General features: G+C 65.7%; 26 protein-coding genes. 13 read left to right on the forward strand and 13 right to left on the reverse strand.

Annotation, left to right across the window (positions count from 1 at the left end):
• Positions 1-9 precede the first annotated feature (9 nt).
• Entirely contained in the window at positions 10-624 is a 615-nt protein-coding gene (locus ACZK13_RS08075; RefSeq protein ID WP_478445681.1) for an inorganic diphosphatase, read from the forward strand.
• A gap of 19 nt (positions 625-643) precedes the next feature.
• On the opposite strand, the gene ACZK13_RS08080 is transcribed toward ACZK13_RS08075, so the two are convergent.
• The gene (locus ACZK13_RS08080; protein ID WP_478482412.1) at positions 644-1228 is read right to left on the reverse strand and encodes an SMI1/KNR4 family protein; all 585 of its coding nucleotides are present in this window, start codon (positions 1226-1228) and stop codon (positions 644-646) included.
• A 108-nt stretch (positions 1229-1336) separates the two neighbouring features.
• Between ACZK13_RS08080 and ACZK13_RS08085 the strand changes: the two genes are divergently transcribed.
• Both ACZK13_RS08085 and ACZK13_RS08090 read left to right on the forward strand, forming a co-directional pair.
• Positions 1337-2752, forward strand: coding sequence for a cryptochrome/photolyase family protein (locus ACZK13_RS08085; RefSeq protein ID WP_125895158.1), 1416 nt, complete (start codon positions 1337-1339; stop codon positions 2750-2752).
• 139 nt (positions 2753-2891) lie between these two features.
• A complete protein-coding gene (locus ACZK13_RS08090; RefSeq protein ID WP_010484399.1) occupies positions 2892-3587 on the forward strand; it encodes a YiaD family glycine zipper/OmpA-like lipoprotein in 696 nt (231 codons plus the stop codon).
• A gap of 468 nt (positions 3588-4055) precedes the next feature.
• Here the strand turns inward: ACZK13_RS08090 and ACZK13_RS08095 are convergent, their stop codons facing one another.
• Positions 4056-5087 carry a LysR family transcriptional regulator gene (locus ACZK13_RS08095; RefSeq protein ID WP_005409107.1) on the reverse strand — a complete coding sequence of 344 codons (1032 nt, stop codon included), beginning with the start codon at positions 5085-5087 and terminating at the stop codon, positions 4056-4058.
• A gap of 147 nt (positions 5088-5234) precedes the next feature.
• Here ACZK13_RS08095 and ACZK13_RS08100 point away from each other — a divergent pair, with 147 nt between their 5' ends.
• The 6 genes from ACZK13_RS08100 to ACZK13_RS08125 all read left to right on the forward strand — a co-directional run bounded on the left by ACZK13_RS08100 (position 5235) and on the right by ACZK13_RS08125 (position 13062).
• On the forward strand, positions 5235-5462 hold the full coding sequence (locus tag ACZK13_RS08100; RefSeq protein ID WP_032128321.1) for a hypothetical protein: 228 nt from the start codon (positions 5235-5237) through the stop codon (positions 5460-5462).
• The gene (locus tag ACZK13_RS08105) at positions 5459-6229 is read left to right on the forward strand and encodes an SDR family NAD(P)-dependent oxidoreductase (protein WP_049400332.1); all 771 of its coding nucleotides are present in this window, start codon (positions 5459-5461) and stop codon (positions 6227-6229) included. Before ACZK13_RS08100 ends, ACZK13_RS08105 begins: the two co-directional genes overlap by 4 nt.
• A gap of 91 nt (positions 6230-6320) precedes the next feature.
• Positions 6321-7547 carry an efflux RND transporter periplasmic adaptor subunit gene (locus tag ACZK13_RS08110; protein WP_032128263.1) on the forward strand — a complete coding sequence of 409 codons (1227 nt, stop codon included), beginning with the start codon at positions 6321-6323 and terminating at the stop codon, positions 7545-7547.
• Between the two features lie 127 nt (positions 7548-7674).
• Entirely contained in the window at positions 7675-10845 is a 3171-nt protein-coding gene (locus ACZK13_RS08115) for an efflux RND transporter permease subunit (RefSeq protein WP_032128264.1), read from the forward strand.
• Positions 10846-10909: 64 nt separating this feature from the next.
• Positions 10910-11647, forward strand: a complete 738-nt coding sequence (locus tag ACZK13_RS08120) for an SDR family oxidoreductase (RefSeq protein ID WP_012510730.1) — start codon at positions 10910-10912, stop codon at positions 11645-11647.
• Positions 11641-13062: an efflux transporter outer membrane subunit gene (locus tag ACZK13_RS08125; RefSeq protein ID WP_032128266.1), complete on the forward strand. Its 1422-nt coding sequence runs from the start codon at positions 11641-11643 to the stop codon at positions 13060-13062. Before ACZK13_RS08120 ends, ACZK13_RS08125 begins: the two co-directional genes overlap by 7 nt.
• Positions 13063-13103: 41 nt before the next feature.
• Here the strand turns inward: ACZK13_RS08125 and ACZK13_RS08130 are convergent, their stop codons facing one another.
• Positions 13104-13481, reverse strand: a complete 378-nt coding sequence (locus ACZK13_RS08130) for a VOC family protein (protein WP_478482413.1) — start codon at positions 13479-13481, stop codon at positions 13104-13106.
• Positions 13482-13621: 140 nt separating this feature from the next.
• Between ACZK13_RS08130 and ACZK13_RS08135 the strand changes: the two genes are divergently transcribed.
• Entirely contained in the window at positions 13622-13885 is a 264-nt protein-coding gene (locus tag ACZK13_RS08135) for a hypothetical protein (RefSeq protein WP_049423576.1), read from the forward strand.
• A gap of 19 nt (positions 13886-13904) precedes the next feature.
• Here ACZK13_RS08135 and ACZK13_RS08140 read toward each other — a convergent pair whose 3' ends face one another.
• From ACZK13_RS08140 to ACZK13_RS08165, 6 genes are all read right to left on the reverse strand, one after another.
• Positions 13905-14759, reverse strand: a complete 855-nt coding sequence (locus ACZK13_RS08140) for an endonuclease/exonuclease/phosphatase family protein (RefSeq protein WP_478445685.1) — start codon at positions 14757-14759, stop codon at positions 13905-13907.
• Positions 14760-14915: 156 nt separating this feature from the next.
• Positions 14916-15158: a hypothetical protein gene (locus ACZK13_RS08145; RefSeq protein ID WP_180836698.1), complete on the reverse strand. Its 243-nt coding sequence runs from the start codon at positions 15156-15158 to the stop codon at positions 14916-14918.
• Positions 15159-15293: 135 nt separating this feature from the next.
• The gene (locus ACZK13_RS08150; RefSeq protein ID WP_032128272.1) at positions 15294-15527 is read right to left on the reverse strand and encodes a hypothetical protein; all 234 of its coding nucleotides are present in this window, start codon (positions 15525-15527) and stop codon (positions 15294-15296) included.
• Between the two features lie 87 nt (positions 15528-15614).
• A complete protein-coding gene (locus ACZK13_RS08155; protein ID WP_032128273.1) occupies positions 15615-16319 on the reverse strand; it encodes a PA1136 family autoinducer-binding transcriptional regulator in 705 nt (234 codons plus the stop codon).
• Between the two features lie 5 nt (positions 16320-16324).
• Positions 16325-17197, reverse strand: coding sequence for a glyoxalase III HchA (gene hchA / locus ACZK13_RS08160; RefSeq protein ID WP_032128274.1), 873 nt, complete (start codon positions 17195-17197; stop codon positions 16325-16327).
• A gap of 70 nt (positions 17198-17267) precedes the next feature.
• On the reverse strand, positions 17268-18200 hold the full coding sequence (locus ACZK13_RS08165; RefSeq protein ID WP_235202873.1) for an AraC family transcriptional regulator: 933 nt from the start codon (positions 18198-18200) through the stop codon (positions 17268-17270).
• Positions 18201-18298: 98 nt separating this feature from the next.
• On the opposite strand from ACZK13_RS08165, the gene ACZK13_RS08170 reads away from it, so the two are divergent.
• Positions 18299-18991 carry an alpha/beta hydrolase gene (locus tag ACZK13_RS08170; RefSeq protein WP_125895148.1) on the forward strand — a complete coding sequence of 231 codons (693 nt, stop codon included), beginning with the start codon at positions 18299-18301 and terminating at the stop codon, positions 18989-18991.
• 74 nt (positions 18992-19065) lie between these two features.
• Here the strand turns inward: ACZK13_RS08170 and ACZK13_RS08175 are convergent, their stop codons facing one another.
• Positions 19066-21087, reverse strand: a complete 2022-nt coding sequence (locus tag ACZK13_RS08175) for an esterase/lipase family protein (RefSeq protein WP_032128277.1) — start codon at positions 21085-21087, stop codon at positions 19066-19068.
• Between the two features lie 153 nt (positions 21088-21240).
• Here ACZK13_RS08175 and ACZK13_RS08180 point away from each other — a divergent pair, with 153 nt between their 5' ends.
• Positions 21241-21702, forward strand: coding sequence for a methyltransferase family protein (locus ACZK13_RS08180; protein ID WP_125895150.1), 462 nt, complete (start codon positions 21241-21243; stop codon positions 21700-21702).
• 14 nt (positions 21703-21716) lie between these two features.
• Here the strand turns inward: ACZK13_RS08180 and ACZK13_RS08185 are convergent, their stop codons facing one another.
• Together ACZK13_RS08185 and soxR are read right to left on the reverse strand one after the other, a co-directional pair.
• Positions 21717-22202 carry a hypothetical protein gene (locus ACZK13_RS08185; RefSeq protein ID WP_125895152.1) on the reverse strand — a complete coding sequence of 162 codons (486 nt, stop codon included), beginning with the start codon at positions 22200-22202 and terminating at the stop codon, positions 21717-21719.
• 93 nt (positions 22203-22295) lie between these two features.
• The gene (gene soxR / locus ACZK13_RS08190; RefSeq protein ID WP_032128280.1) at positions 22296-22766 is read right to left on the reverse strand and encodes a redox-sensitive transcriptional activator SoxR; all 471 of its coding nucleotides are present in this window, start codon (positions 22764-22766) and stop codon (positions 22296-22298) included.
• 108 nt (positions 22767-22874) lie between these two features.
• On the opposite strand from soxR, the gene ACZK13_RS08195 reads away from it, so the two are divergent.
• Positions 22875-24308, forward strand: a complete 1434-nt coding sequence (locus ACZK13_RS08195; protein WP_478482414.1) for an MFS transporter — start codon at positions 22875-22877, stop codon at positions 24306-24308.
• A gap of 48 nt (positions 24309-24356) precedes the next feature.
• Here the strand turns inward: ACZK13_RS08195 and ACZK13_RS08200 are convergent, their stop codons facing one another.
• Positions 24357-25862 (reverse strand): S8 family serine peptidase, encoded by a 1506-nt coding sequence (locus ACZK13_RS08200; RefSeq protein WP_223224726.1) that lies wholly within the window; start codon positions 25860-25862, stop codon positions 24357-24359.
• Positions 25863-25979 lie beyond the last annotated feature (117 nt).

The raw sequence follows: 25979 nt of genomic DNA on the forward strand, positions 1-25979 counted from the left end.
AAGACGCATATGACCACGCCCCGGCGCATCCTTCCGCTCGCCGCCATCGGTGCCGCCCTGCTGTTGCTGGCCAGTGCGGTGACCGCTGCCGATACCGTATTGCATCCGTTCCTGGTGGCCCAGCCGAAGCAGGCCCCACAGGAGGTGAATCTGGCGGTGGAGATTCCGGCCGGCAGCTTCACCAAGTACGAGATCAAGGAAGACGGCCTGGTCCATGTGGACCGCTTCCAGTCGATGCCGGTCGCCTATCCGGCCAACTACGGTTCGATGCCGCGCACTCTGGCCGGTGACAACGATCCGCTGGACGCGCTGGTGCTGACCCGTGAACCGCTGCATCCGGGCGTGATCGTGCGCTTCCGGCCGATCGGCTATCTGAAGATGATCGATGGCGGTGAGCACGACGAGAAGATCATCGGCGTGCCGACCGATAAGGTCGACCCGACCTACGCCAGCATCCGCGACCTGAAGGATCTGCCGGAGGTCGAGCGTCAGCGCATCGAGGCGTTCTTCCGGGTCTACAAGGACCTGCCGGCCGGTCGCAACCCGGTGCAGCTCAATGGCTGGGGCAACGCCGCCGAGGCGCGGGTACTGATCAGCGAGGCGATGCAGCGTTTCGAGAAGTAGAGCCACGACATGCGTGGATTCAGTCCAGCAACGTCCCGATGAACGACTCGGCCTGCAGGCGGTCGCCCAGTACCCGGGCCACCGCCTGTACGGCTGCCTCCTGGTGTTCAGGACGGATGCCGCCATCGTCATCGTCGTTGTAGAGGTCATCGCCGGCATCGAGGTACACCGTGCCTGCAGCAGCCAGAGCCGCCATCAAGGTCGGCACATCGGCAGTGATCTCGCCGGCATCCAGCAGGCCCGCACCGTGGTGACTGAACAGCACACGGCCGTCATCCAGGTCGAGGATGAACGGATCAGCGCCGCGATCGGCAATCACCAGCCAGTTCGATGGCCAGTTGTCGATCGGATCGCCGCTGATGCCATGCCAGCGATAGCCGGCCTGGTGACTCCACACGCGTCGCAGCGGCGGTATCCAGACTTCGAGGCCCGGAATGGTGATTCCGGAGTTGCCCACCTTCGCATTGATCTCATGACCCAGCGGTCCCACCTGCGCGTAGAAGCACGCCAGCACCGGTGGTAACGGGAACGGTCCCTGCCAGTCACCTTCGTGCTGGGCCCGCAGCAGCCCGAAGCGGGCGAATGAGGCGTACAGATCATCCATGGCGGGTCCAACGAGGAGCGGCCCAGCAGCCTAGCAGACGGCGTCTGCGTGCAGCGCCTTCACCGCCGCTGGCTATCATGTCCGCCTTCAACAACGAAGGCGGTGTCTGTGTCGGTAGCGTTGGTATGGTTCCGCCGTGATCTGCGGCTGCAGGAAAATCCGGCCCTGCAGGCCGCGCTGGATGCCGGTCACGACGTGGTGCCGATCTACATCCATGCGCCCCACGAAGAGGGTGAGTGGGTGCCGGGTGCCGCCTCCGATGCGTGGCGCCACCGTTCACTGGCCGCGTTGGACGCCGACCTGCGCGTGCGCGGTTCGTCGCTGGTGCTGCGCAGTGGTGACAGCCTGCCGGCCCTGCAGTTGCTGATCGAGCAGACCGGCGCCGGGGCGGTGTACTGGAACCGCAAGTACGAACCGGCCACCCAGCCACGCGACGCCACCATCAAGCGCACGTTGCGCGAGCAGGGCATCGACGCACAGAGCTGCAATGGCAGCCTGCTGTTCGAGCCGTGGGACATCGCCACCCAGCAGGGCCAGCCCTACAAGGTATTCACGCCGTACTGGCGCAATGTACTCAGTCATTGGCGCCTGCCCGCGCTGCAGGCCGCACCGGAAGCATTGGCGACGCACGCGGTCGACAGCCTGGCATTGGATGATCTCCAGTTGGCACCGACGCTGGACTGGGATACCGGCTTCTGGGAGCACTGGCAGCCGGGTGAAGCCGGTGCGCTGGAAGCGCTGTCCGTGTTCGAGGACGGTGCGCTGCGCGGCTACCGCGAGCAGCGTGACCTGCCAGATCGCGTGGGCACCTCGCGACTGTCGCCGCACCTGCATTTCGGCGAAATCGCACCCTGGCGGATTGCCCATGCGCTGGAAGGGCTGCGCAGTGCCGACACCGACGCCGACATCGACGGCTACCTTCGCCAACTGGGCTGGCGTGACTTCGCCTACCACCTGCTGCATCACTTCCCGAAGACGCCGACCGACAACCTCAACCCGCGCTTTGACCGTTTCCCGTGGGCCACACCGAGTGCCGCGCAGCTGCACGACTGGCAGCGCGGCAACACCGGCGTGCCGATCGTCGATGCAGGCCTGCGCGAGCTGTGGCACACCGGTTACATGCACAACCGGGTGCGGATGATCGTGGCCAGCTATCTGTGCAAGCACCTGCGCGCGCACTGGCTGCATGGCGCGCGCTGGTTCTGGGACACCCTGGTCGATGCCGACCTGGCCAACAACACGATGGGCTGGCAGTGGGTGGCCGGGACCGGTGCCGATGCCGCACCTTACTTCCGCGTGTTCAACCCCGTGACCCAGGCCGAGAAGTTCGACCCCCAGGCCCGCTACATCAGCCGCTGGGTGCCCGAACTGGGGGCGCTGCCGGTGAAAGCGCGCTTCGCGCCGTGGCAGCATCCGTTGCTGCTGGCGGCACATGCCCCGGGCTATCCGCGCACGCCGCTGGTGGATCTGGCGGTTGGCCGCGATGCCGCGCTGGCTGCCTATCGGCAGTCGGGAGCGGGGTAAAGTGCGGGCCGAGCGATCCGGTCAGTTAGCTGAACGCGGCCCTGTCGACGTGCCCGATCATCATTCCGGCATCGCATCGGGCTGTTTATTCTCTTTGCGCCCGCAGGCCGCCGGCCGACCGGAAACCAAGGAGAACCTCATGATCCGCAATACCACCCGCAACGTCGCACTGGCCCTGATGAGTGCGGCCGTCCTGTCGGCCTGCGCCACCGGCGGCTCCTACGTACAGAGTGACCAGTACGGCAACCCGACCGAGCAGCAGAACCGCACCGGCCGCAACGCGCTGATCGGCACCGCCATCGGCGTAGCCGCCGGCCTGCTGACCGGTGACAGCGCCACGGAGCGTCGTCAGCATGCGCTGATCGGCGCCGGTATCGGCGCGCTCAGCGGCGCCGCGGTAGGCCAGTACCAGGATCGCCAGGAACGCGCACTGCGCGAGCGCACTGCCAACACCGGCATTGATGTGCAGCGCCAGGGCGACAACATCATGCTGAACCTGCCGGACGGCATCACCTTCGACTTCGGCAAGTCGACCCTGAAGCCGCAGTTCTACGGCTCGCTCAATGGCGTGGCAGGCACCCTGCGTGACTACAACCAGACCATGATCGAAGTGGTCGGCCATACCGACAGCATCGGCAGTGACGCGGTCAACAACCGCCTGTCGAAGGAACGTGCCGACTCGGTCGCGCAGTACCTGATCGGCCAGGGCGTGCAGAGCGTGCGCATCGAAACCCTGGGCGCCGGCAAGTCGTACCCGATTGCCGACAACAGCACCGATGCCGGCCGCGCCAAGAACCGCCGCGTCGAAATCCGCGTGATTCCCCTGAAGCAGTAACGCGTAGCGTTACGGTTCCGGCGTAGCCGGAACGAAAATGCCGCCCTTGCAGGCGGCATTTTCTGTAGGTGCCGAGCTTGCTCGGCACACCGATAGCGCTCCCGGTTGCGGTTTCTCCAAACGCCGCCGACCAAGGTCGGCATCTACCGAAAGCCACGTAGCCGGAACGAAAATGCCGCCCTTGCAGGCGGCATTTTCTGTAGGTGCCGAGCTTGCTCGGCACGCCGATAGCGCTCCCGGTCGCGGCTTCTGCGAACGGCGCCGACCAAGGTCGGCATCTACCGAATGCCAGGCAGCCGGAACGAAAATGCCGCCCTTGCAGGCGGCATTTTTGTGGGTGCCGAGCGTTGCTCGGCACGCCGATAGCGCCCGTAGAGTCGAGCTTGCTCGACTGAAGCGCAAGAGCAGTCGAGCAAGCTCGACTCTACGGAATGCCGGTAGATCCACGCCATGCGTGGATGCTTCCGGTCATGCGGCCGAAGCGGCCACCTTCTCCAGAATCCGCTTGCCGCTGCTTTCCAGCGCCGCGTCTTCCTTTTCCTTCTGCTGCTGCGCCAGCTTCGCGCCCGGGCACTGCGCCAGCATGTAATTGGCGTCGAAGTTGAGCTTCTCGACCAGGAAGTCGACGAATGCACGCACCTTCGGCGAGACCAGGCGGCCACCGGCGAACACGGCGTTGAAGTCCACTTCCGGCCCGGTCCAGCCAGCCAGCACGCGGCGCACCATGCCCGACTCAACGAACGGCTTGGCCATCACGTCCCCGGTCAGCAGCAGGCCTTCGCCGCACACCAATGCACCATTCAACGCAGACATGTCGTTGGCGGTCATCAGCGGGGTAACAGGGAAGTCGCGCAGCTCGCCGCCGTTCTCGCCCAGCTGCCAGGTGAAGCGCGGCGAGTTGCCGGTGTGGTACGGCTTGCGCATCGCCAGGATGCGATGGAACTGCAGCTCTTCCGGGTGCAGCGGCTCACCATAGCGTTCGATGTAGGCCGGGCTGGCGAACACCTGCGTGCGCAGGCTGCCCAGCTTGCGTGCCACCAGGTTGGAATCGGGCAAGGCACCCACGCGCAGGGCCAGGTCCGCCTCACCTGCAATCAGGTCCAGCTTCTCGTTGCCCATGTGCATGTCCAAGCGGATCTCTGGATACTGCGCATGGAACTGGCCCAGCAGCGGTGCAATCCAGGTGATGCCGATCGAGTAAGGCACGGTGAAGCGCAGCCAGCCGCGCGGACCGGACTGGAGCTGGCTCACCGCGCTCTCAGCTTCTTCCAGTTCGCGCGCGATGCGCTGGCAATGTTCGTGGTAGATCGAACCCGCTTCGGTCAGGCCGAGGCGGCGGGTGGTCCGGTGCAGCAGGCGCGCACCCAGGCGCGTTTCCAGCTCCTGCACTTTGCGACTGACCGTGGTCTTGGGCAGGCCGAGCGATTTGGCAGCGGCAATGAAACTGCCTTGCTCGACCACTTTGACGAAGATCAGCGTCTCGTTGAGATCGTGGGACATGGTCTGGGATCCTGGACGTCGGGGATGGGACAATCGTGACAGAACGATTGGACCGGGAGCGGGATGATTATTCCCCTTAATCAGGACTAATCAAGTAAAGGTTTGAGGTCTATCGTGGCGCCATTCGTTATTTGGAGCCCGTCCGCCATGAGCCTGCGCAACATTCTTGCCCGTCTCCGGAACGCCGGCCAGAGCACCCTGGACCTGGCAATGACCGTTGAAGTCCGCCCGAGTTCCTTGGTACACAAGGACTTCCGTGAGTTTACCGCGCCGATGCGTCAGCAGCGTGGCGGTGCCATCCGCCTGGCCCCGCACAAGGGCGACCGGCTGCGTCGAATCGGGACTATCCCGGATTTGGGAGGAAATGTCCCGTGAATGGGATGCTGACGCCCGAAGTCCTGGTCCTCGGCGGCACCGGTGCCGTCGGCCAGGGCGTGGTTGGCGCACTGCTGGAAGCCGGCAGCCCGGTGCTGGTGGTCGGTCGCGACCCGGGCCGGCTGGCGGCGCTGCATGAGCAGTTCGCCGATGAGCCGGGCCTGGAGACGCTGCTGGGTTCGCTCAGCGATGACGGCTCGGCGCGCGCACTGGCCGAACGCATCGCGCATCGCCCGCGTCCGCTGGCGGCAGTGATCGCCGCAATGGGCGGCCCTTACCGTCGCGGCCGGGTGACTGACCGCAACGGCGATGAACTGCTGGGCGCGATGCAGGCCGATCTGATGCCGCACGTGCACGCGGTGCGTCATCTGCTGCCGCTGCTGCAGGACAACGTGCATGCGCGCCGCTACGTGATGATCGGCAGCCCGGCCAATGCCAAGCCATGGGCGGGCTACGGCGAAACCTCGATCACCACTGCGGCGCTGCGTATGTACGCGCAGGTGGTGCACCAGGAAGCCCAGGCATTGGGCGTGCGCGCGCAGATGCTGGAAGTCTGCAGCCCGGTGTGTACGCCGGCCAACGCGGCCAATGCCTGCATCGAGTGGCCCAGCTCACTGCTGGTCGGCCGTCGCGTGGTCTCCCTGCTCGACGGCTGCCGCGACAACCGCGCCATCGTCCGCTGCGACAGCAGTGATGCCGAACTGCCGCGCGGCCTGCTGCACCTGGACGTTCCTCCCCTGTGGCGCGATACCGCAGGCGTCGCTTGACCTCGACCATGGTTGAGGTCGCAGGATACGCCGCCTGTTTTTGCAACACGTTCTCATCTAGCTGTACCACCCCTCCGTACGGATGCATGCCATGACTTCCCCCAATTCCACCCCACATCGTTTCGGCCATCGCATCGCGATGGTTGGCGTGTCGATCCTCGCCGCAGCCGTGCTGGCGGCCTGCAGCGGCGGCCACGCCGAAGAAGCCGGTGCACCGCCGCCGCCGCAGGTCAGTGCTGCACCGGTGCTGGTCAAGCAGGTCAGCCAGTGGGACGAGTTCAGCGGCCGCGTCGAAGCGGTACAGAGCGTTGAACTGCGCCCGCGCGTGTCCGGCTACATCGACAAGGTCAACTACGTCGAAGGCCAGGAAGTGAAGAAGGGCGAAGTGCTCTTCACCATCGACGCGCGCAGCTACCAGGCCGAGTATGATCGCGCCGCTGCCGAACTGGCCCGCGCCCGCACCCAGGCCACGCTGGCCCGCAGTGAATCCGAGCGTGCCAAGCGCTTGTCCGAGCAGCAGGCCATTTCCACCGAGACGGCCGAGCAGCGTCGCGCTGCGGCTGACCAGTCCGGTGCCGCCGTACAGGCGGCCCAGGCTGCGCTGGATGCGGCCCGCCTCAACCTGGAGTTCACCAAGGTGCGTGCGCCGATCGACGGCCGCGCCGGCCGCGCGATGGTCACCGCCGGCAACCTGGTCACCGCCGGCGACAGCGCCAGCGTGCTGACCACGCTGGTCTCGCTGGATACCGTGTTCGTCTACTTCGATGCCGATGAAAGCACTTTCCTTCGCTATGCACAGATGGCACGCAAGGGTGAACGCCCGAGCGAGCGTGACAGCGATCTGCCGGTGAAGGTCGGCCTGTCCGGCGAAGAGGGTTACCCGCATTCGGGCAAGGTCGACTTCCTCGACAACCAGGTGGCACGCAGCACCGGCACCATCCGCGTCCGCGCGCTGCTGGACAACGCCGATCGCCAGTTCACGCCGGGCCTGTTCGCCCGCGTGCAGCTGCTCGGCAGCGGCCAGTTCCAGGCCCTGCTGATCGACGAGAAGGCTGTTCTGACCGACCAGGATCGCAAGTACGTGTACGTGGTCGACAAGGATGGCAAGGCCCAGCGCCGTGACATCCAGCTCGGCCGCACCGCCGACGGCCTGCGTATTGTCGAGCACGGCCTGGCCGCCGGCGACAAGGTGATCATCGACGGCGTGCAGAAGGTCTTCATGCCGGGCATGCCGGTGCAGGCCAAGGCCGTGGCGATGCAGCCGCAGGCTGCGCCACCGGCACCGGGCCGCGATGCCACCGCCGCGCTGAACCACTGATCCGCCGTCTCCTGATCCGCGTCCCCGCTTAGCTGCCGGCGCCAGCAGCAGCCTTCCCTGCCTTCGTCATCTCGGCGAGGGGCGGGGAGGCTGTTGCCCGCCGAACGCCTTTCCCAGGAATTCCTCCATGGACTTTTCCCGTTTCTTCATCGACAGGCCGATCTTCGCGGCGGTGCTGTCGATCGTGATCTTCGCCGCAGGCCTGATCACGATTCCAATCCTGCCGATCAGCGAGTACCCGGAAGTGGTGCCGCCGTCGGTGGTCGTGCGCACGGTGTATCCGGGCGCCAACCCCAAGGTCATTGCCGAGACCGTCGCCACCCCGCTTGAAGAGGCCATCAACGGCGTCGAAGGCATGATGTACCTGAAGTCGGTCGCCGGCTCGGACGGTGTGCTGCAGATGACCGTCACCTTCCGCCCGGGCACCGACCCGGACGCGGCAGCGGTGAAGGTGCAGAACCGCGTGGCGCAGGCGCAGGCGCGCCTGCCCGAGGACGTGCGCCGGCAGGGCGTGACCACGCAGAAGCAGTCGCCGACCTTCCTGATGGTGGTGCACCTGACCTCGCCGAACGGCAAGTACGACACCCTGTACCTGCGCAACTATGCCCGTCTGCACGTCAAGGATGCGCTGGCGCGTATTCCGGGCGTGGGTGACGCGCAGATCTTCGGTGGTGGTGACTACGCCATGCGCGCCTGGCTGGACCCGGACAAGGTCGCCTCGCGCGGCCTGACCGCCAGTGACGTAGTGCGCGCCATGCGTGAGCAGAACGTGCAGGTCTCGGCCGGCCAGCTCGGTGCCGAACCACTGCCGAACAGCCAGTTCCTGACCCTGATCAATGCCCAGGGCCGCCTGAAGACTGAAAAGGAATTCGGCGACATCGTGCTCAAGAGCGGTGTTGATGGCGAGATCGTGCGCCTGGCCGATGTGGCCCGCCTGGAACTGGGTGCCGGTGACTACACCCTGCGTTCGCAGCTGGACGGCAAGAACGCGGTGGGTATCGGTATCTTCCAGTCGCCGGGTGCCAATGCACTGGAGATCCGTGACCAGGTCATCTCGACGATGGACGAGATGCAGAAGACCATGCCGGCCGACGTGAAGTACGAAGCCGTGTATGACACCACCATCTTCGTGCGCGACTCGATCAAGGCCGTGGTCTCCACGCTGCTGGAAGCGATCGCGCTGGTGGTGCTGGTGGTGATCCTGTTCCTGCAGACCTGGCGTGCGTCGATCATTCCGCTGATCGCGGTGCCGGTGTCGGTGGTCGGTACTTTCGCCGCGCTGTACCTGCTGGGCTTCTCGATCAACACGCTGAGCCTGTTCGGCCTGGTGCTGGCGATCGGCATTGTGGTCGATGACGCGATCGTGGTGGTGGAGAACGTCGAGCGCAACATCGAAGAAGGCCTGTCGCCCACCGCCGCGGCCCACCAGGCCATGCGTGAGGTGTCCGGCCCGATCATCGCGATCGCGCTGGTGCTGTGTGCCGTGTTCGTGCCGATGGCCTTCCTGTCGGGTGTCACTGGCCAGTTCTACAAGCAGTTCGCGGTCACCATCGCCATCTCCACGGTGATCTCGGCGATCAACTCGCTGACCCTGTCGCCGGCCCTGGCCGCGCGCCTGCTGAAGGCCCATGGAGCGCCGAAGGACGGCCCGAGCCGCTTGATCGACCGCCTGTTCGGCTGGGTGTTCCGTCCGTTCAACCGCTTCTTCAAGTCCAGTTCGGAGAAGTACGAGCGTGGCGTGGCTCGCATCCTCGGCCGTCGTGGTGCGGTGTTCGTGGTCTACGCGATCCTGCTGGTCGGTACCGGTGTGATCTTCAAGCTGGTGCCGCCGGGCTTCATCCCGACCCAGGACAAGCTGTACCTGATCGCGGGTGTGAAGTTGCCGGAAGGTTCGTCGATCGCGCGTACCGATGAAATGCTGCGCAAGGTCGCCAAGATCGCCCAGGAAACCGATGGCGTGGCCCACACCATCTCGTTCCCGGGTTTGAACGCGCTGCAGTTCACCAACACGCCGAACACCGGTGTGGCGTTCATTCCGCTCAAGCCGTTCGCCGAGCGTCATGGCCGTACCGCCGCGCAGATCAACGCCGAGATCAACCAGAAGATCGCCGGCCTGCAGGAAGGCTTCGCCTTCTCGATGATGCCGCCGCCGATCCTCGGCCTGGGCAACGGCAACGGCTACCAGATGTTCATCGAGGACCGTGGCAACCTGGGTTACGGCGCGCTGCAGAATGCCGTACAGGCGATGCAGGGCACCGTTGCGCAGACGCCGGGCATGGCCTTCCCGATTTCCAGCTACCAGGCCAATGTGCCGCAGCTGGATGCCGAGGTCGACCGCGTCAAGGCCAAGGCACAGGGCGTGCAGCTCACCGAACTGTTCGACACGCTGCAGACCTACCTCGGCTCGGCCTACGTCAACGACTTCAACCAGTTCGGCCGTACCTGGCAGGTCATCGCGCAGGCGGACGGTCCGTACCGCGAAACGGTCGAGGACATCGGCAAGCTGCGTACCCGCAATGACCGCGGCGAGATGGTGCCGATCGGTTCGATGGTCACCATCAAGCAGACCTTCGGCCCGGACCCGGTGCTGCGCTTCAATGGCTATCCGGCGGCGGATCTGGCCGGTGAAGCCGACCCGCGCCTGCTGTCTTCGGCCGAGGCGATGAACAAGCTGACCGAGATCGCCGGCAAGGTGCTGCCGGTAGGCATGACCACCGAATGGACCGACCTGAGCTACCAGCAGGCGACCCAGGGCAAGGCGGCCTTCATCGTGTTCCCGGTGGCGATCATGCTGGCCTTCCTGGTGCTGGCCGCACTGTACGAGAGCTGGTCGCTGCCGCTGGCGGTGATCCTGATCGTGCCGATGACCCTGCTGTCCGCGCTGTTCGGCGTGTGGCTGACCGGTGGTGACAACAACGTGTTCGTGCAGGTCGGCCTGGTGGTGCTGATGGGCCTGGCGTGCAAGAACGCGATCCTGATCGTCGAATTTGCCAGAGAGCTGGAGATGGGCGGCAAGGGTATCGTTGAAGCTGCGCTGGAAGCCTGCCGCCTGCGCCTGCGCCCGATCGTGATGACCTCCATCGCGTTCATCGCCGGCACCGTACCGCTGGTGCTGTCGCACGGTGCAGGTGCCGAGGTGCGCTCGGTGACCGGTATCACCGTGTTCGCCGGCATGCTGGGCGTGACCCTGTTCGGCCTGTTCCTCACCCCGGTGTTCTACGTGGCCCTGCGCAAGTTCGTCACCCGCAACGGTGGTGGCCAGCTGGTGCAGCACGGCGAGCCGACCATCCACCACTGACATGGAACCCCGTCGCCGCCGGTCGCTGGCCGGCGGCGGCTTCCCCCTCACGAGGCAAGAATCCATGAACTCTCATCAGAACAAGATCGCGCTGGTCACCGGCGCCACCCGCGGCATCGGCGCCGAGACCGTGCGCCAGCTGGCCCAGGCCGGCGTGCATACGCTGCTGGCCGGCCGCAAGCGCGAGACCGCCGTAGAGCAGGCGCTGAAGCTGCAGGCCGAGGGCCTGCCGGTGGAAGCCATCCAGCTGGACGTGACCGATGCCGCCAGCATCGCCGAAGCGGTCGAGCAGGTACGCCAGCGCCATGGGCGCCTGGACATCCTGGTCAACAACGCCGGCATCATGATCGAGAACCCGGCGCAGGCGCCGTCCGAACAGTCGCTGGATACCTGGAAGCGCACCTTCGACACCAACGTGTACGCGCTGGTCGCGGTGACCCAGGCCTTCCTGCCACTGGTCAGGCAGGCCAAGTCCGGGCGGATCGTCAACGTTTCGAGCATGCTCGGCTCGCAGACCCTGCACGCTGATCCGACCTCGGGCATCTACGATTTCAAGATCCCCGCGTACAACGCGTCCAAGGCGGCGGTGAACAGCTGGACGCTGGCGCTGGCGCATGAACTGCGCAGCACCCAGATCAAGGTCAACACCGTGCATCCGGGTTACGTGAAAACCGATATGAACGGCGGCCACGGCGAGATCGAGATCAGCGAAGGCGCGCGCTCCAGCGTGCAGATGGCACTGATCGGCCATGAAGGCCCGAACGGCAGCTTCACCTACCTGGGTGAGGTGCTGCCATGGTGATCCGCACGTTGGCGATGGCCGTCTCCAGCCTGGTGCTGGCAGGCTGTGTCAGCGTCGGCCCGAACTACAAGGCCCCGGTGCAGGAACCGGTGGTGCTGCAGGGGGCGCAGCAGCCGGTGTTCAGCACCACCTCGCCGGTGGCGAGCTGGTGGGCGCAGTTCGATGATCCGGTGCTGGAAGAACTGGTTCACGGCGCACTTTCGGACAACCTGGACCTGCGCGTGGCCGTGGCCCGCGTCAGCCAGGCCCGCGCGGTGTTCGTCGAAAGCCGCTTCGACCAGGCGCCCCACGTTACCGCGGGCGGCAGCTACGATCGCCGCAAGCAACCCGATCCGCAGCTGGGTGGGCAGCGGGTGTTCAGTGAAAGCTACCAGCTCGGCTTCGATGCGGGCTGGGAGCTGGATCTGTTCGGCCGCAAGCGCCGTGCTGCAGAAGCCGCCCGTGCCGACCTCGATGCCGAGCAGGCCAACCTGGCCGACGCACAGGTACTGATCGCCGCCGAAGTGGCACGCAACTACTTCGAGCTGCGCGGCACACAGAAGCGCATCGCCGTGGCCCAGCACACCCTGGTCAATCTGCGCGAGACGCAGAAGCTGACCGAGGCACGCTGGGAGCTGGGCGCCGGCAGCGAGCTGGACGTGCAGAGCAGTCGTGCCCGGCTGAAGGCGATCGAGGCCGACATTCCGCTGCTGGAAGTGGCCGAAACGCAGTCGCGCAACCGCCTGGCGGTTCTGCTGGGCCAGCGTCCGGAAACGCTGACCGCCATGCTTGCGCCGCACGAAGTGCCGGCATTCGCCAAGGCGCTGCCGCTGGGCGATACCCGCGAGCTGCTGCGCCAACGCGCCGACGTGCGCGTGGCCGAGCGTCGTCTTGCCGCCGCTACCGCGCGGGTGGGCGTGGCCACGGCGGATCTGTTCCCGCGGCTGTCGCTGTCCGGATTCGTCGGCTTCCTCGGTGGCGATGCCAGTGGCCTGGTCAATGGCAACAACAAGGCCTGGTCGCTGACGCCGTCGCTGAGCTGGGCGGCCTTCGATTTCGGCACCGTGCGTGCACGCCTGCGTGCCAGCAAGGCCGAGGCCGAAGGCGTGGCAGCACAGTATGAGCAGACGGTGCTGCTGGCACTGGAAGACACCGAGAACGCGCTGACCCGCTATTCCAAGCAGCAGGCGCGGCTGGCGATCGTGGTCGAGCAGGCGCAGGCGGCACGCCGTGCCGAGTCGCTGGCGCAGATCCGCTATCGCGAGGGCTCGGAGGACTTCCTGACCCTGCTGGATGCGCAGCGTACGCAGCTGGCAGCCGATGATGCGTTGGCCGCGGCCGAGTCCGAGGTCAACGTCAGCGTGGTGGGGGTGTACAAGGCGCTGGGTGGTTGGGGTCAATCACCGCAGCCGGCGAGTGTGGCGCAGGTGCAGTAACCGCAGGGGACGGAAGCAGTGGCTTCCGTCCCTTTCTTCTTTCAGGGCCAGCGATTGGCCGGTACCTCGCGCTCGCGCATGCGCACGATGCAGAAGCGATGGCCGGTCGGTGCTTCCATCACCCACCAGCGTTTGACGAAGCCTATCCGCCGCGCGCCGAGCTTCTCCAGGCGGTCGGCCTCGGCGTCGATGTCGTCACTCTCGATGTCCAGGTGCACCCGTGAAGGGTGATTGACGCGTTGCACCTCCACGTTCATGCCTGCGGGCGCGCCCTGCAGGTCGGCGTACTCGGCGCCGTCTTCGGCATAGGCGGGCTGCGCCTGCAGGCCGAGCGCGGCGGACCAGAAGCGGGCGCCTTCGTCGGCGGGAATGCCCTCGCAATCGATGATGAAACCGGCCAGGCGACTCTGGTGTGCCATGCCCTTCTCCACAGTTCGGGAACGGGGGCAGGGTAGCGCGGCGTGTGCTGTGGACGTTGTCACAGTCGTGACGTTTCTGACTCTGCCGGAAGCCGTGTCCGCCGTGTAACTAGTGGGGCAGATTCCAGGGAGTACATACGATGAGTGATGACAGGCGGGATACCCAGCGCATGCTGTTTGGCGACCCGGGGCCACCCGGCGCGGGCCTTTCGGTGGCGGTCGTTGTGCTGCTGGTGCTGGCGACGATGGCCGCTGCGATCGGTTTCCTGCGACTGCCTGATCCGATGCTGGGGCTGGGCCTGATCGGCGTTGCCGTGTTCCTTGCTGTCGGCGCCCGCATCTGCCAGGCGCGCAACCAGCACCTGGCGTTGTACCGGCTGTTGTCGCGGCAGCCGCCGCGGTAGCCACGGCTGCCGCAGAGATTCAGTGCTTCGGCCAGTCCAGCTCGACCACCAGCGGGAAGTGATCCGACGGCAGCACGCCGTCGATGCGGCGGTCATCGGTGAGGAAACTGCGGGCATGGAAGCCGCGCACCAGCACCCAGTCCAGCTGCACGGTGGCCTTGCCGGTGAAGTCGTGGAAGGTCAGGCGTGGTCCCTGCGGTGCCTTCACCTGCGTGCGTGTGTCCTGCAGCAGGCGGGTGAACGCCTTGTAGGTGTCACCGCCGGGCTCGCTGTTGAAGTCACCGGTCAGGACCACCGGCAGGTCGGCAGGCAGGGCTTCCAGGTGCTTGCCGATCAGCTCGGCACCCTTCACCCTGCGCGGTTCGTCCTCGTCGCGGTAGGGCAGGTGGGTATTCATGAAGTAGAAACGGCGGCCATCGTCCAGGCGCCGGAACAGGGCCCAGGTGACCATGCGCGGGTACAGGTTGCCCCAGGTGATGCTGCCGGGGACTTCGGGCGTATCGGATAACCAGAAGTTGCCGGATTCCTCGATGGCCAGCACCTTGCTGTCGTAGAACACGCCCATGTGTTCATCGCCGCTGCCACCGCGGCGGCCTTCACCGAACCAGCGGTAGCCGGGCAGATGCCCGGACAGGAAGTCGGCCTGTTCCTTCACCAGCTCCTGCGTGCCGATCACGGCCGGGTGTGCATCGAGGATGACCTTGACCATGGCATCGCGACGGTCCGGCCAGCGCTTGCCCGGTTCGGTATCGGCCGGGGTACGGACATTGAACGACATCACTTTCAGTGGCACCGGCGCAGCAGCCCAGGCGACGGCAGGCAGAGCAAGCGCCAGCAGCGCACACAGCGCAGGGCGACGGAAACGCGACAACATCGTGGAATCCCTCCATTCCATGAAAACGGTTTCATGAAGCATGCCATGGACGGTGGGGTCGGCGATATGCCGGGATGGGCGGATGGAAGATGCCGGGCGGGCGGTGAAGGTCCCGCCCGGCGGATAGCGCGGGCGCGATCAGAAGGTCATGGGTTCTTAGTCGGCAGGCAGGTACCACTGGCCATTCTGGTCAATCCAGTACACCTGGATGTAGGGAGTGCCGTCCTCGTCGAAGTACGTCACTTCGCAACGTTGATGGTAATAGGGCCCCATCTTGACCCGGGCGCAGTTCGTGTTCTCCGGACCACCGCCACCACCGCCGGCGGTGGCCTGGGACGGCGTGGAGAGAGCTCCCACGGCAAACATCAGTGCGGCCATCGAGGCCAGGTGCAGTTTCATGGGCATCATCCTTGTGTCTGCAATCGCGCATCTGCGCGGTGTCGTGCAACTACCCCCGGGTAGAGCATGCACCCGAGCGGCAGCTGCTGCATGCGCGCCGGCCCGGCGGGCGGCCCGGCGCAGTCCCCTGCCGGCTCAGTCGCGCAGGTAAGGGTTGCCGTACTCGTCGATCCAGTACTCGGCTTCGTACACGTTGCCGAACTCATCGGTGTAGGTTTCCGTGCAGTGCTGGTGGACCCGGTTGTGGTCCACTTTCACCGGCACGCACGAAACATTTTCTTTCGGTCCCCCGGCATTGGCGTCCGCCACCGGAGCCAGGGTTGCCGTTGCCATCACCAACGCGGCCATCGCGGCCAGTTGCAGTTTCATAAGCATCGTCCTTGCTTTCTGCAATCGCGCACATGCGCATGGCGTGTGTAACACGCGAACCAGAGCGCCGGAAGTGTCTTGCCCGGATCAGTCCTCGATCTCGCCGCGCCGACTGGCAGCACGCACCGCCTGCGCGGTGGTTGCCACGCCCAGGCGCTGGCGCGCGCGTCGCAGATGATTCTCCACTGTACGGGCGGAAAGCCCCAGCGTGGCCGCGATTTCCGCCTGGCGACGGCCGGCGGCGACCCAGCGCAGCACCTCGCGTTCGCGCGTGCTCAACGCACTTCCGGAAAGCTCGGTGGGCGTCTCGGAAAGCCGGCGTGCGGCACGGAATGCTGCAGCTGCAGCAGCATCCAGCAGCAGTCGCGCGCTGGCCGATGCATCGATCGCTGTCCCGGCAAAACTGATCGCGCCTTCCAGCCCTGTGGTGCCGAACACCGGCACCTGCAGACCGTGCAGGCCTTCACCACGTGGCTGCTTTACCACCTGATAGCGTTCGCCGCGAACGCCCTGGCGCTTGCTCCAGAAGAACGGCGCGTCACTGTCCAGAACGTGGCGATTGACCGGACAGGCGTGCAGGTAGCGCGCGAGGTCGGTAGTGCTGCCGTCGCCGAACCAGTCGCCCTCGATCCAGTACACGCGCTGGGTACCGCGTTCCAACCCCGTGCCGGTGGCGAACACCAGCACGCGGTCGTAGCCCAGCGGTGCACAGATGCCGCGCAGTACCGCGCCCACCGTACTCAGTGAGCGGGCGCGTTCCAGTTCCAGCAACGCCTGCACCAGATCGCTCACGCCAGTCAGCGCCCGGCCAATGCGTCGAGCAGCGTGCGCGCGGCCAGCTTGCCCAGCGCATTGCCGGCCAGCGGGCTGTCGCCGGTCAGCAGCAGGCGGTCCTGCAGCACGCTGCCATCGATGCCGTCGTTGACGATCTGCACGCCCTGCTGCGCCAGGCGCTCACCGAAGAACCACGGCAGCTGCCCGGGCATGTAGCCGATCTCTGGCGTCTGCCGGTCCATCGCATCGGGGAAGGCACAGATGCGGTAGCCGCGGAACAGCGAGCCACCCTCGGCCTCGTCAACGCCTGCGGCCAGCAATGCGGCCGGGCCGTGGCAGAGGGTGATGATGTGACGTTGCTCGGCCATCGCCCAGTGCAGGGCCGCCTTTACCGCGCGACTCTGCGGCAGCCCGATGAGGGCGCCGTGGCCACCGGGAATGAACACGGCTGCATAGTCCGACGCGGCATCGAGGCCTGCCACCACTTCTTCCAACGGCAGTGGCTGGCGGAAGCGGGCTTCGTAGCGGTCGTACAGTCCGCCGATCTCCTTGTCCTCATGCGGGAACGCCCACCACTCGAACTTGGCGGCGTTGCCGGACAGCGTCGCCACATCGATGTCGAAGCCGGCCTTGTCCAGGTGGTACATCGGCAGCAGGGTTTCCACCGGATGGTTGCCGGTGGAGAACAAGTGGCCGTTGGCGGTGGGCAGATAGCGTTCGTCCGCAGCGATCATCAGCACCTTCCAGCGGCCATCGCGGCGCGCGTCGGGATAGTCGGCGCCGGACAGGTCGCTCTTCGCCGATGTGAACTGTGACAGCGAGTACGGCGACGGGAAGAAGGCGTCGCGCTCGGCCGGATCGGGGCTGGGGTGGCGGCTGGGCTCTTGCGTGTTCATGCGGACCTCCAGTGGGGTAGTGGAGCCAGCATAGAAGGGCGGATGCGTACAGGCGATGAGGGTTTTCCCCTCATTCGCGCGACGTTGCCACCTGTTGGCGCCAGGCATTCGGGCTCATACCGAAGGCGCGGCGGAAAGCACGACTGAATGCCGGTTCGGAGAGATACCCGACGTCTCCGGCGATCTGAGAAACCCGCCGGTTTCCGCTGCGCAGCAGCTCTGCGGCCAGTTGCAGCCGCGATCCAGCGAGATAGCGCATGGGTGACATGCCAGTGGCCAGGCTGAACCGCTGCGCGAAATTCGAGCGCGATTGATTCAGGCTTGCCGCCAGAGACTCGACCGTCCATGCCTGTGCGGGGTGTGCCTGCATCAACGCCAGTGCCCGCCCGATCAATGGGTCGGCCAGCGCATGCAGACGCTGGCAGTTGTGTGGACTGGAGGTTCCCAGCCAGTAGCGCAGCGTCCAGACAAACAACAGGTCGAGCAGGCGTGACAGCATAAGCCCACTGCCCAGGGTGGGCCGGGCCGCTTCAACCTGGATCGCGCCCAGGGTAACCGCCACCCAATCGGCCGAGCTGGCGGGAAATCCGTTTGGCATCCGGTCCACCCCGGGGACATGCAGCCAGCCGGGCAGGGCATCAAGCAGCAACTGGCTGCCTGGGCCGTCAAATCCAAAGGATGCCGTGGTCAGATGGACGGGCTGCAGAGCTTCGCCGGCACAGTCGATGCGATGTGTCCGGCCATGCGGCATCAACAGCAGCTCGCCGGCCTGCAGTGGCACGACCGCTGCATCCGCATGCAGACGTGCCGTGCCCTGTTCGATGAAATGGAAGCAGCCGCGCCCCTCGGCAATGATGCGGGTTCCATCGGGCTGCACGACGTGGCGGGTGATGTCGCCGCCGTGCATGCGCGAGGACTGGAAGATCGCAAACAAGGCATCGGATCCGGCCTGGAGCGATTCGGTGGTGTGGAGCCTTGGCATGGTTTTCAGGAGTCCGTGCATCGCCGCTGGCAGTGGCGATCCGTAGTCTGGTCGGGTGGCTTCAGGCAGCGCTGGTGGCTGTCGGGCAACGATCCCATCCAAGTGAGGAGTTCTGCAAGATGAGCAAGCCAAGCATCGTTCTGGTTCATGGTTTCTGGGGTGGCGCCGCGCATTGGTCCAAGGTGATCCTGGAACTCGATCGCCGGGGTTTCCACGACCTGCATGCCGTGGAACTGCCATTGACGTCGCTGGCCGACGACGCAGAGCGAACCCGGCGCATGATCCGCCAGATCCCGGGGCCGGTGCTGCTGGTCGGTCATTCCTATGGTGGCGCGGTGATCTCCGAAGCCGGAAACGAACCCAACGTGACCGGCCTGGTGTTCATCGCCGCGTTCGCGCCGGATGCGGGTGAGAGTCCCGGTGGCATTACCGAGCAACAGCTGCCGCAGGCGGCGGCCAATCTGGCGCCGGACAGCGACGGCTATCTGTGGCTGCAGCCCGGCAAATTTCACGAGAGTTTCTGCCAGGACCTGCAGGCCGACGAGGCGCGGGTGATGGCGGTCACGCAGAAGGCGCCGATGGCGAGCACGTTCGGTGATGCCGTCAGTGACCCGGCGTGGCGACACAAGCCGAGCTGGTACCAGGTCTCCAGCGCTGACCACATGATCCACCCTGACAACCAGCGGCGCATGGCGGCCCGCATGCAGCCACGTGCCAGCATTACGCTGGACGCCAGTCATGCTTCGTTGGCATCGCAGCCGGTAGCGGTGGCCGAACTGATCACCGACGCTGCGGCCCACGGACAAGGCTGAGTACGCCGGTCATGCCTCAGTGGCGGTGTCCCGGCCCGCCAGAGCACTGCTGCCGTGATGCCGCCACGCTTGCGTTACTTGTTCTGCCGGTCGTGCTCCTGCATGTCTTCATGCAGGATCCGCCGCAGTTCGACGATGGCTGGCGTGGCTTCCTGCACGCTGTGCCCGGACACGATCACCTTCTCCGAATCCGCGTGCGGAAGGTGCGAGCTCCAGTAGGGCACCAGCCCGTCGTCGGTCTTTTCCAGCGGACCATCTGCCTTGGCGCGCGCGATGATCGAGTGGTAACGCACCTTCGGTGCCATCGGCAGGTCGGCCACGGCGCGCACGAAGGGATCGTCCTTGTCCAGGTTCTGGATGCTGTTCATCTGGTAGCCGTGCTTGCCGTCGTTGCGATCGATCTTGCCGTCGTTGGCGATGGTGGCCACGTCCTCCAGGACGGTCAGTGGCAGCCGTACCAGGCGGCCGATCCAGCGGCCGAGGCGGGTGCTCGCCACATCGGTACCGCGGTGCGGTGTGGCAATGAATACCACGCGAGATACTTCCGGTTCCGGCAGGAAGGTCAGCACCGGCGCGCCCTTGGTGCGCAGCAGCTCCTGCTGCGCAGGCGTCATCTGTGCGGTCGCCAGCAGGGTCTCTACCAGGTGGTCGCCGGAAGAAGACACCATCAGCCGTGAGATCACCCCACCCATGCTGTGCCCGACCAGCACCATGTCATGAGAGGCCTGCGCCTTGCCGCTGGGGTCGAAGTGCTTGAACACCTCATCCAGCGTGTGGCGCATCGCATCGTGGCTCATCGCGATGGGCATGTTGGTCGGGTAGTAGAACTGCCAGACCTGGAAGTCCTGGCGGATCTCGTCGTCGCGCATCAGCTCGTTGGCGACGTTGACCCAGGCTTCCGGGCTGCTGGCCAGGCCATGGATCATCAGCAGCACGCGGCGGTTCGGGTCGTAGGGCTGCATCATGTACAGATGCGGCGTGTCGATGCCGCCCTTGCCACCGAACAGCGAACGCAGCGATTGGTGGCTGAAATTGGAGCGCGCCAGCCACAGTGCGTAGCCTGCGGTGAAGTTCGCGGCCAATGGCACCTGCTGCCCATGCAGGGTGACTTCCGTGACCTGGTAGGGATCGTGGATCTCCAGTTCCGGCTCGTCGTCGTGCAGTACTTCCCACAGGTTCTTTCCGGAGAAGCGCAGCAGCACCGTCATCGATGGCGACGGCATCTCGCTCCAGCTCTGCGTGACGGGCGTGGTGGCCTGCGCGGCGGCTGTGGTGGCCGGCGGCGTGGTGGCCGTAGTGGCGGCGGGATCATCCATCACGGCCACCAGTTCGGCACCGAAGCCATCGCGGCGATGCACGCTGCGCAGCGTGCCGGTGAACGACAGCGAGGCTGCCGGTACCAGTTCGGTGGGCGTACGCGTATCCAGCGGTGATGCTTGGCCCGACGGCGCCAGCACGAACGTCCAGCGGCCCAGCTGGAAGTGGCTGGCTTCACCATGCACGCGCCCGGTGGCATAGGCGTTGTACAACTGTACCGAGGCTTCCTGCACGGCCAGGTTGTAGTAGTCGCGCACCTGGGTCTGGCGGTCTTCGAAACCGCGCTGGTTGGCCGTGCGCTCGGTGAAGAACAGGTAGGCGTAGGCCTGCCGCGCGACCTGCATCCACGCGTCCAGGCGCGGCTGGAAGTCCGCATCCAGTTCGGTGATCGCGCTCTTGGCACGGCCTGACGTGGAGTACTCGCGCTTGGGCGCGGGCAAGGTCATCGCATACTGCAGCCACAGTTCGGCCAGGCTTGAGCGCTTGTCCTCCTCGCGCACCACGATGCTGCCTTCCATCGCCTCGATGCAGGGCAGGCCTGGCTTGGCGCAGACGCCTTCGTCGAGGCCGGCGACGCGCAGCGTCTCCATGGTGGCCGAACTGAGCTTGCCGGTGGTCAGGATGTCTCCGCGTTTCAGGGCGATGTACTGGCCGGGGGTGACCGAGGCCACCTGCACCGACGGCCCGAACTGGCGCAACGTCGCGCAGCCGCCCAGGGTGAGCAGCACGGTGATGATGAGGGTCGTGCGGCCGATGAAGCCCAAGCCCGTGGTTGCCATACGATCCTCCTGCGCGGTGGCGCCACTCTAGCGGTCGGCATGTCAAAGCGGAAGATACCGGGCGGTCGGTTTGGAGCGCGGAAATGCCGCCAACCGGGCGATTCAGGCATTCCCGTGTGACACTGGGGTGAACAGGATGAATGCGGGGCTGCGATGCGATGGCTTGAGACCCGTGTTCCTCCGCCTCTCGTGATGCTGTTGTGCGCCGCCATCGGCTATATGGTCAGCCGATGGCAGCCGGGCGGGGCGCTGCAGCTACCCGTGCCGGAGTTGCTTGCGGGTCTGGTGATGGCCTTCGGCGTGGTATTGAACCTGCTGCCGAAGCTGGCCTTCCGGCGCGTGGGCACCACGGTCAACCCCCTGCGGCCAGCGACGTCGAGCATGCTGGTCACGCACGGCGTGTACCGCTATACGCGCAACCCGATGTATCTGGGCCAGGCCACTGTCCTGGCAGGTGCCATGCTGTACCTGCAGAACCTGACCGCACTGCTGGCCGTGCCGTTGTTCGTGCTGTACATCAACCGATGGCAGATCATGCCGGAAGAGCGGGCACTGTCGGCCCGCTTTCCCGAGGCATACGCAGCCTTCCGCCAGCGGATACGGCGCTGGCTCTAGCGCGGGTCAGGCCGTCACGGTGTGATCTGGCACTTCACGGCAGCGGAATAGCCTTCGTAATCATCACCGGCAATCACGTGCAGGGTGTGGTGCTTGTCGACGCGCTTCACGTAGGACGGTGCTTCGGTGTTGGCGTATTCGTTGACCGTGGTCACCGACCAGGTCTTGGCCAGGCGCTTGGGGTCGACACCGTTCAAGTAGACGAAGATGCTCTTCTCGCCCTCGGCGACATTCACGTCGGCATGGGTGACGGTACCGCCGAACAGGGCGACCGGCGTGGTTTCCGGCTCGAACGTGCCACCAGGCTTCCTGGCCAGGCCGGCTGCCTGCAGGGCATCGATGGCCTCGGCTTCGCTGAAGGTCGAGCCTGCCTTGCAGGCCAGCAGGGCTTCGAGTGTTGCGGTGCCGGGCGGCGCGATGGCGGGTGCAGCCGCGTGCGCAGCCGGGGTCGCGGCACAAGCAGCCAGGAGCAGGGCAGAGGTGATGATCACGATTCTCATCGCAGGTCCTTCTGTAGGTAGTGGGCAGCAACACGGACGGAGGATGCCGCCTCATTGTGCGATGTTCCAGTCAGTGCCGCGTGCAGCAATGGATCATGACCCATTCCGGCTGCCGTCGTCCGATTCAAGCAAGACGGCCCCGTCGCCGCGTTGTGACAACTGGTCGCCAGGGTTTCGCAACGGACAGTCCTTCAGTGACAGGCAACCACAGCCGATGCAGCCGTCAAGCTGGTCGCGCAGCTGGACCAGGCTGCGGATGCGCTCGTTCAGCATGTCGCGCCAGTTGCTGGACAGCCTTGCCCAGTCCTTCGAACTGGGCGCCCGTTCGGCTGGAAGATCATCCAGCGCGATCTTGATCGTGGCCAAGGGAACGCCTGCACGCTGTGCGACCTTGATCACGGCAATGCGCCGCAGCACGTCGCGGCGGTAGCGGCGCTGGTTGCCGTTGTTGCGCCAGCCATGGATCAGTCCCTTGGCTTCATAGAAGTGGACGGTGGCAATGCTGACCCCGCTGCGACGCGCGACTTCGCCCACGGAAAGCGGAACGCTGACATCGATCTTCATGGCCGGGGTTCCTTGACCTCATCAATACATGAGGTTTTATAAGGCAGTTCCCTTTTTCCTGCATGTGAACCCTGGGCTGCAGGTCATGAATCATAGGTTTGAACGAAAATGGAACAGCAAGGCATCGCCGTCCCCGGCACCCGCTGGGGCGATCTCCTGTCCGGCCGCAATGCAGTGCGCTCACTTGCCCTGGCGGGCGGGGTCGCACTGCATGCGGTCAACGTCTACATCGCCACCACCATGTTGCCAACCGTGGTGGAGGACATCGGTGGCCTGGATCTCTACGCATGGAACACCACGCTCTTCGTGGTCGCGTCCATCCTGGGGTCGGCATTGTCGATCAAGCTGCTTGAACGTGCCGGGCCTCGTGGAAGCTATGCACTGGCGACGCTCATCTTCGCAGCCGGTGCCGTGATCTGCGCGCTCGCGACCTCGATGCCGATGATGCTGGTGGGGCGGCTGGTGCAGGGTGTTGGCGGCGGCTTCCTGTTCGCACTGGCCTACGCCATGATCCGGCTCGCGTTCGAAGAACCGCTCTGGCCCCGCGCGATGGCCCTGGTTTCGGGGATGTGGGGCGTGGCGACGTTGATCGGGCCTGCGGTGGGCGGCGTCTTCGCCGAATGGGGCGTATGGCGGGCCGCATTCTGGTCGGTCACCGCGGTTGCCGTGTTGTTCGCGCTGCTGGCGTCGAACGTCCTTCCGCAGAGGGAGGCATCGTCTTCAGCTGCGGCCAGGTCTTCGGTCCCGTGGCTGCAGATCCTGCTGCTGACCCTGGCCGTCATCAGCGTCTCCCTAGGCAGTACATCCTCGAGCGCAGTCAACAATTTCATCGGCATCGTGATGGCCGTGTTCCTCGTAGTGGTGCTGGTGAGGATCGAGTCCCGAGCGAAGCAGACGCTGCTTCCTTCCGGCGCTCTCCGGCTCCGCTCGCGGCTGGCCGCGTTGTATGGGCTGATGTCGCTGCTGGTGGTGATGATCACCAGCGGCGAGGTCTTCGTGCCACTGTTCCTGCAGGTGCTGCATCAGCAATCACCGCTTGCTGCGGGCTACCTCGCGGCGCTGATGGCGGCCGGTTGGACGCTCGGGTCGTTGGTCGGCTCCGGCTTCAGCGGGCGCGCCGTTGACCGGGCGTTGATGATCGGCCCGGCGCTGGGGTGGGTGGGCATGATCGGGCTGGCGCTGCGGGTGCCGGCTGCGGGCAGCGGTACGTGGTTGCAGATGGTGCCGATCTGCGTGGCGCTGGCCGTCATCGGGATCGGCGTGGGTCTGGCTTGGCCTCACCTGCTGACACGTGTTCTGACCTCTGCACCGCCGGAGGAACAGGAGCGCGCCGGTGCGTCGATCACCACCATCCAGCTGTTCGCCACCGCGGCCGGGGCAGCGCTTGCCGGGATGGTCGCCAATGCAGCGGGACTGATCGAGCCGGGCGGGGCCGAGGGAACCGCGCGTGCGGCCCGGTGGCTGTTTGCCACCTTCGCGCTGGCGCCGATGCTGGGCATGCTGCTGGTGAAGCGATGCCGCTTTCCGGCAGACGTGAACTGAGGAACGGAGGAGGGCGCAGCGACCTTGCCGGGCCGCTGCGCCATGCCATCAGTTGCTGGCTGCCTTCACGGCTTCGGCCGCGTCAATGATGCCTGGCCCGCAGCCACCCGGGCAGTTCGCTGCGGCGATCGGGTGCGCAGTGCGACGCAGGATGTCCTTGACCTGGTCGGTGGTCTTTGGCACCGGCGCCACCGCTTGCATCAGCGCGACGATGCCAGCGACGTGAGGCGCCGCCATCGAAGTGCCGGACATGAAGTCGAAGGCGTTGTTACCCACCGTGGACAGGATGCCCTGTGCCGGATGCTGACGGGTCGGGGCGCAGTTGGCCTGGCTAGGCGGCGTGGCCAGCGGCAGGAACTCGCCGACGGACGCGCGGCAGGACCAGGTTTCACCACCGGGTGCGGTGATATGGATGCCTGCGCCATAGTTGGAGTAGAACGCGCGTCGCCCGCCCTGATCGTTGGCAGCCACCGCGATCACGCCCTTGCAGTTCGCCGGAGCAAACTCGGACACATCCAGATTGCTGTTGCCGGCGGCGACCACCACGATCGTGCCCTGCGCGGTGATGTCGTCGATTGCATCCTGCTCGGCCGGCGAGCAGGCGCGGCGGCCGCCCAGGCTGAGATTGATGACTTCGGCCGGGTTCGCATTGGCCGGGACGTTGGGCACGTTGATACCGGCACTCCAGAGCATGCCATCGATGATGTCGGCGGAACCGCCATTGCCCTGGTTGCCGAGTACGCGTACCGGCACGACCTTCGCGTTGTAGGCCACGCCGGCCACGCCGATCTGGTTGTTGGTCACCGCAGCGACCGTTCCAGCGACGTGGGTGCCGTGTGCGATGCCCGAGGCATCGAAGGCATCCGCGTCGCGTCCATCGCCATCGTCGGAGCCGCCACAGCCGGGATTCATTCCGCCGATGATGCATTGCCAATCACTGAACGGACGGGTCGACGAGATCATGTCGTAGCCCGGCAGCAGGTTGGCCTGCAGGTCGTTGTTGTTGAGGTAGCCCGAATCGACCACAGCCACCACCACGCCCTGGCCAGTGGAGCGATCCCACGCGCCGGGCAGGCGCGCGCCACTGGTCGGATTGCTGTAGTGCCACTGCTCGCCGTAGCGTGGGTCGTTCGGTGTGGCGAATGCGCTCATCATGTAGTTCGGCTGCACATACTCGACGTCCGGATCGTCGGCGATGCGCTGCATCAGGATCTGCGCTTCCGGGAGGTCCAGTGGCTTGTCCGTGGTGACCACGTCGGCCCCGCCGCCCATGCGGCGTTGATGGGTTACGGACGCGGCTGCTGGCGGTGCGTTGCCGATCGAACGCTTGCTGCGCTGCTGGACGCCGAGGCGCTTCTTCAGCGCATCCTGCGCGGTGGTGGCGGAGACGCGCTTGCTGCTGCCGTCCCGGTACTTGACGATGAAACTGCTGTACTGCTCGTTGCTGGCCATGCCTCGCGTCCATACCCGTTCGGTGGGTTGGGCGAAGGCGGGGGCGCTGGCCAGGACCAGGGTGATGGCGCTGGCAAGGGAAACCCGAAGCGACGTACGCATGGATACAGTTCCTTTGTGGAAGATGTGTCGAGCAGGCCGTGCCCTTCGGGCTCGGCTTGGATGTGAAGGGTGCAGGTGTCCCGTGGTCTCCTTTTGATGGCGACCAAGGACGAACGG

This window comes from Stenotrophomonas sp. 99219_Sma (assembly GCF_056480785.1).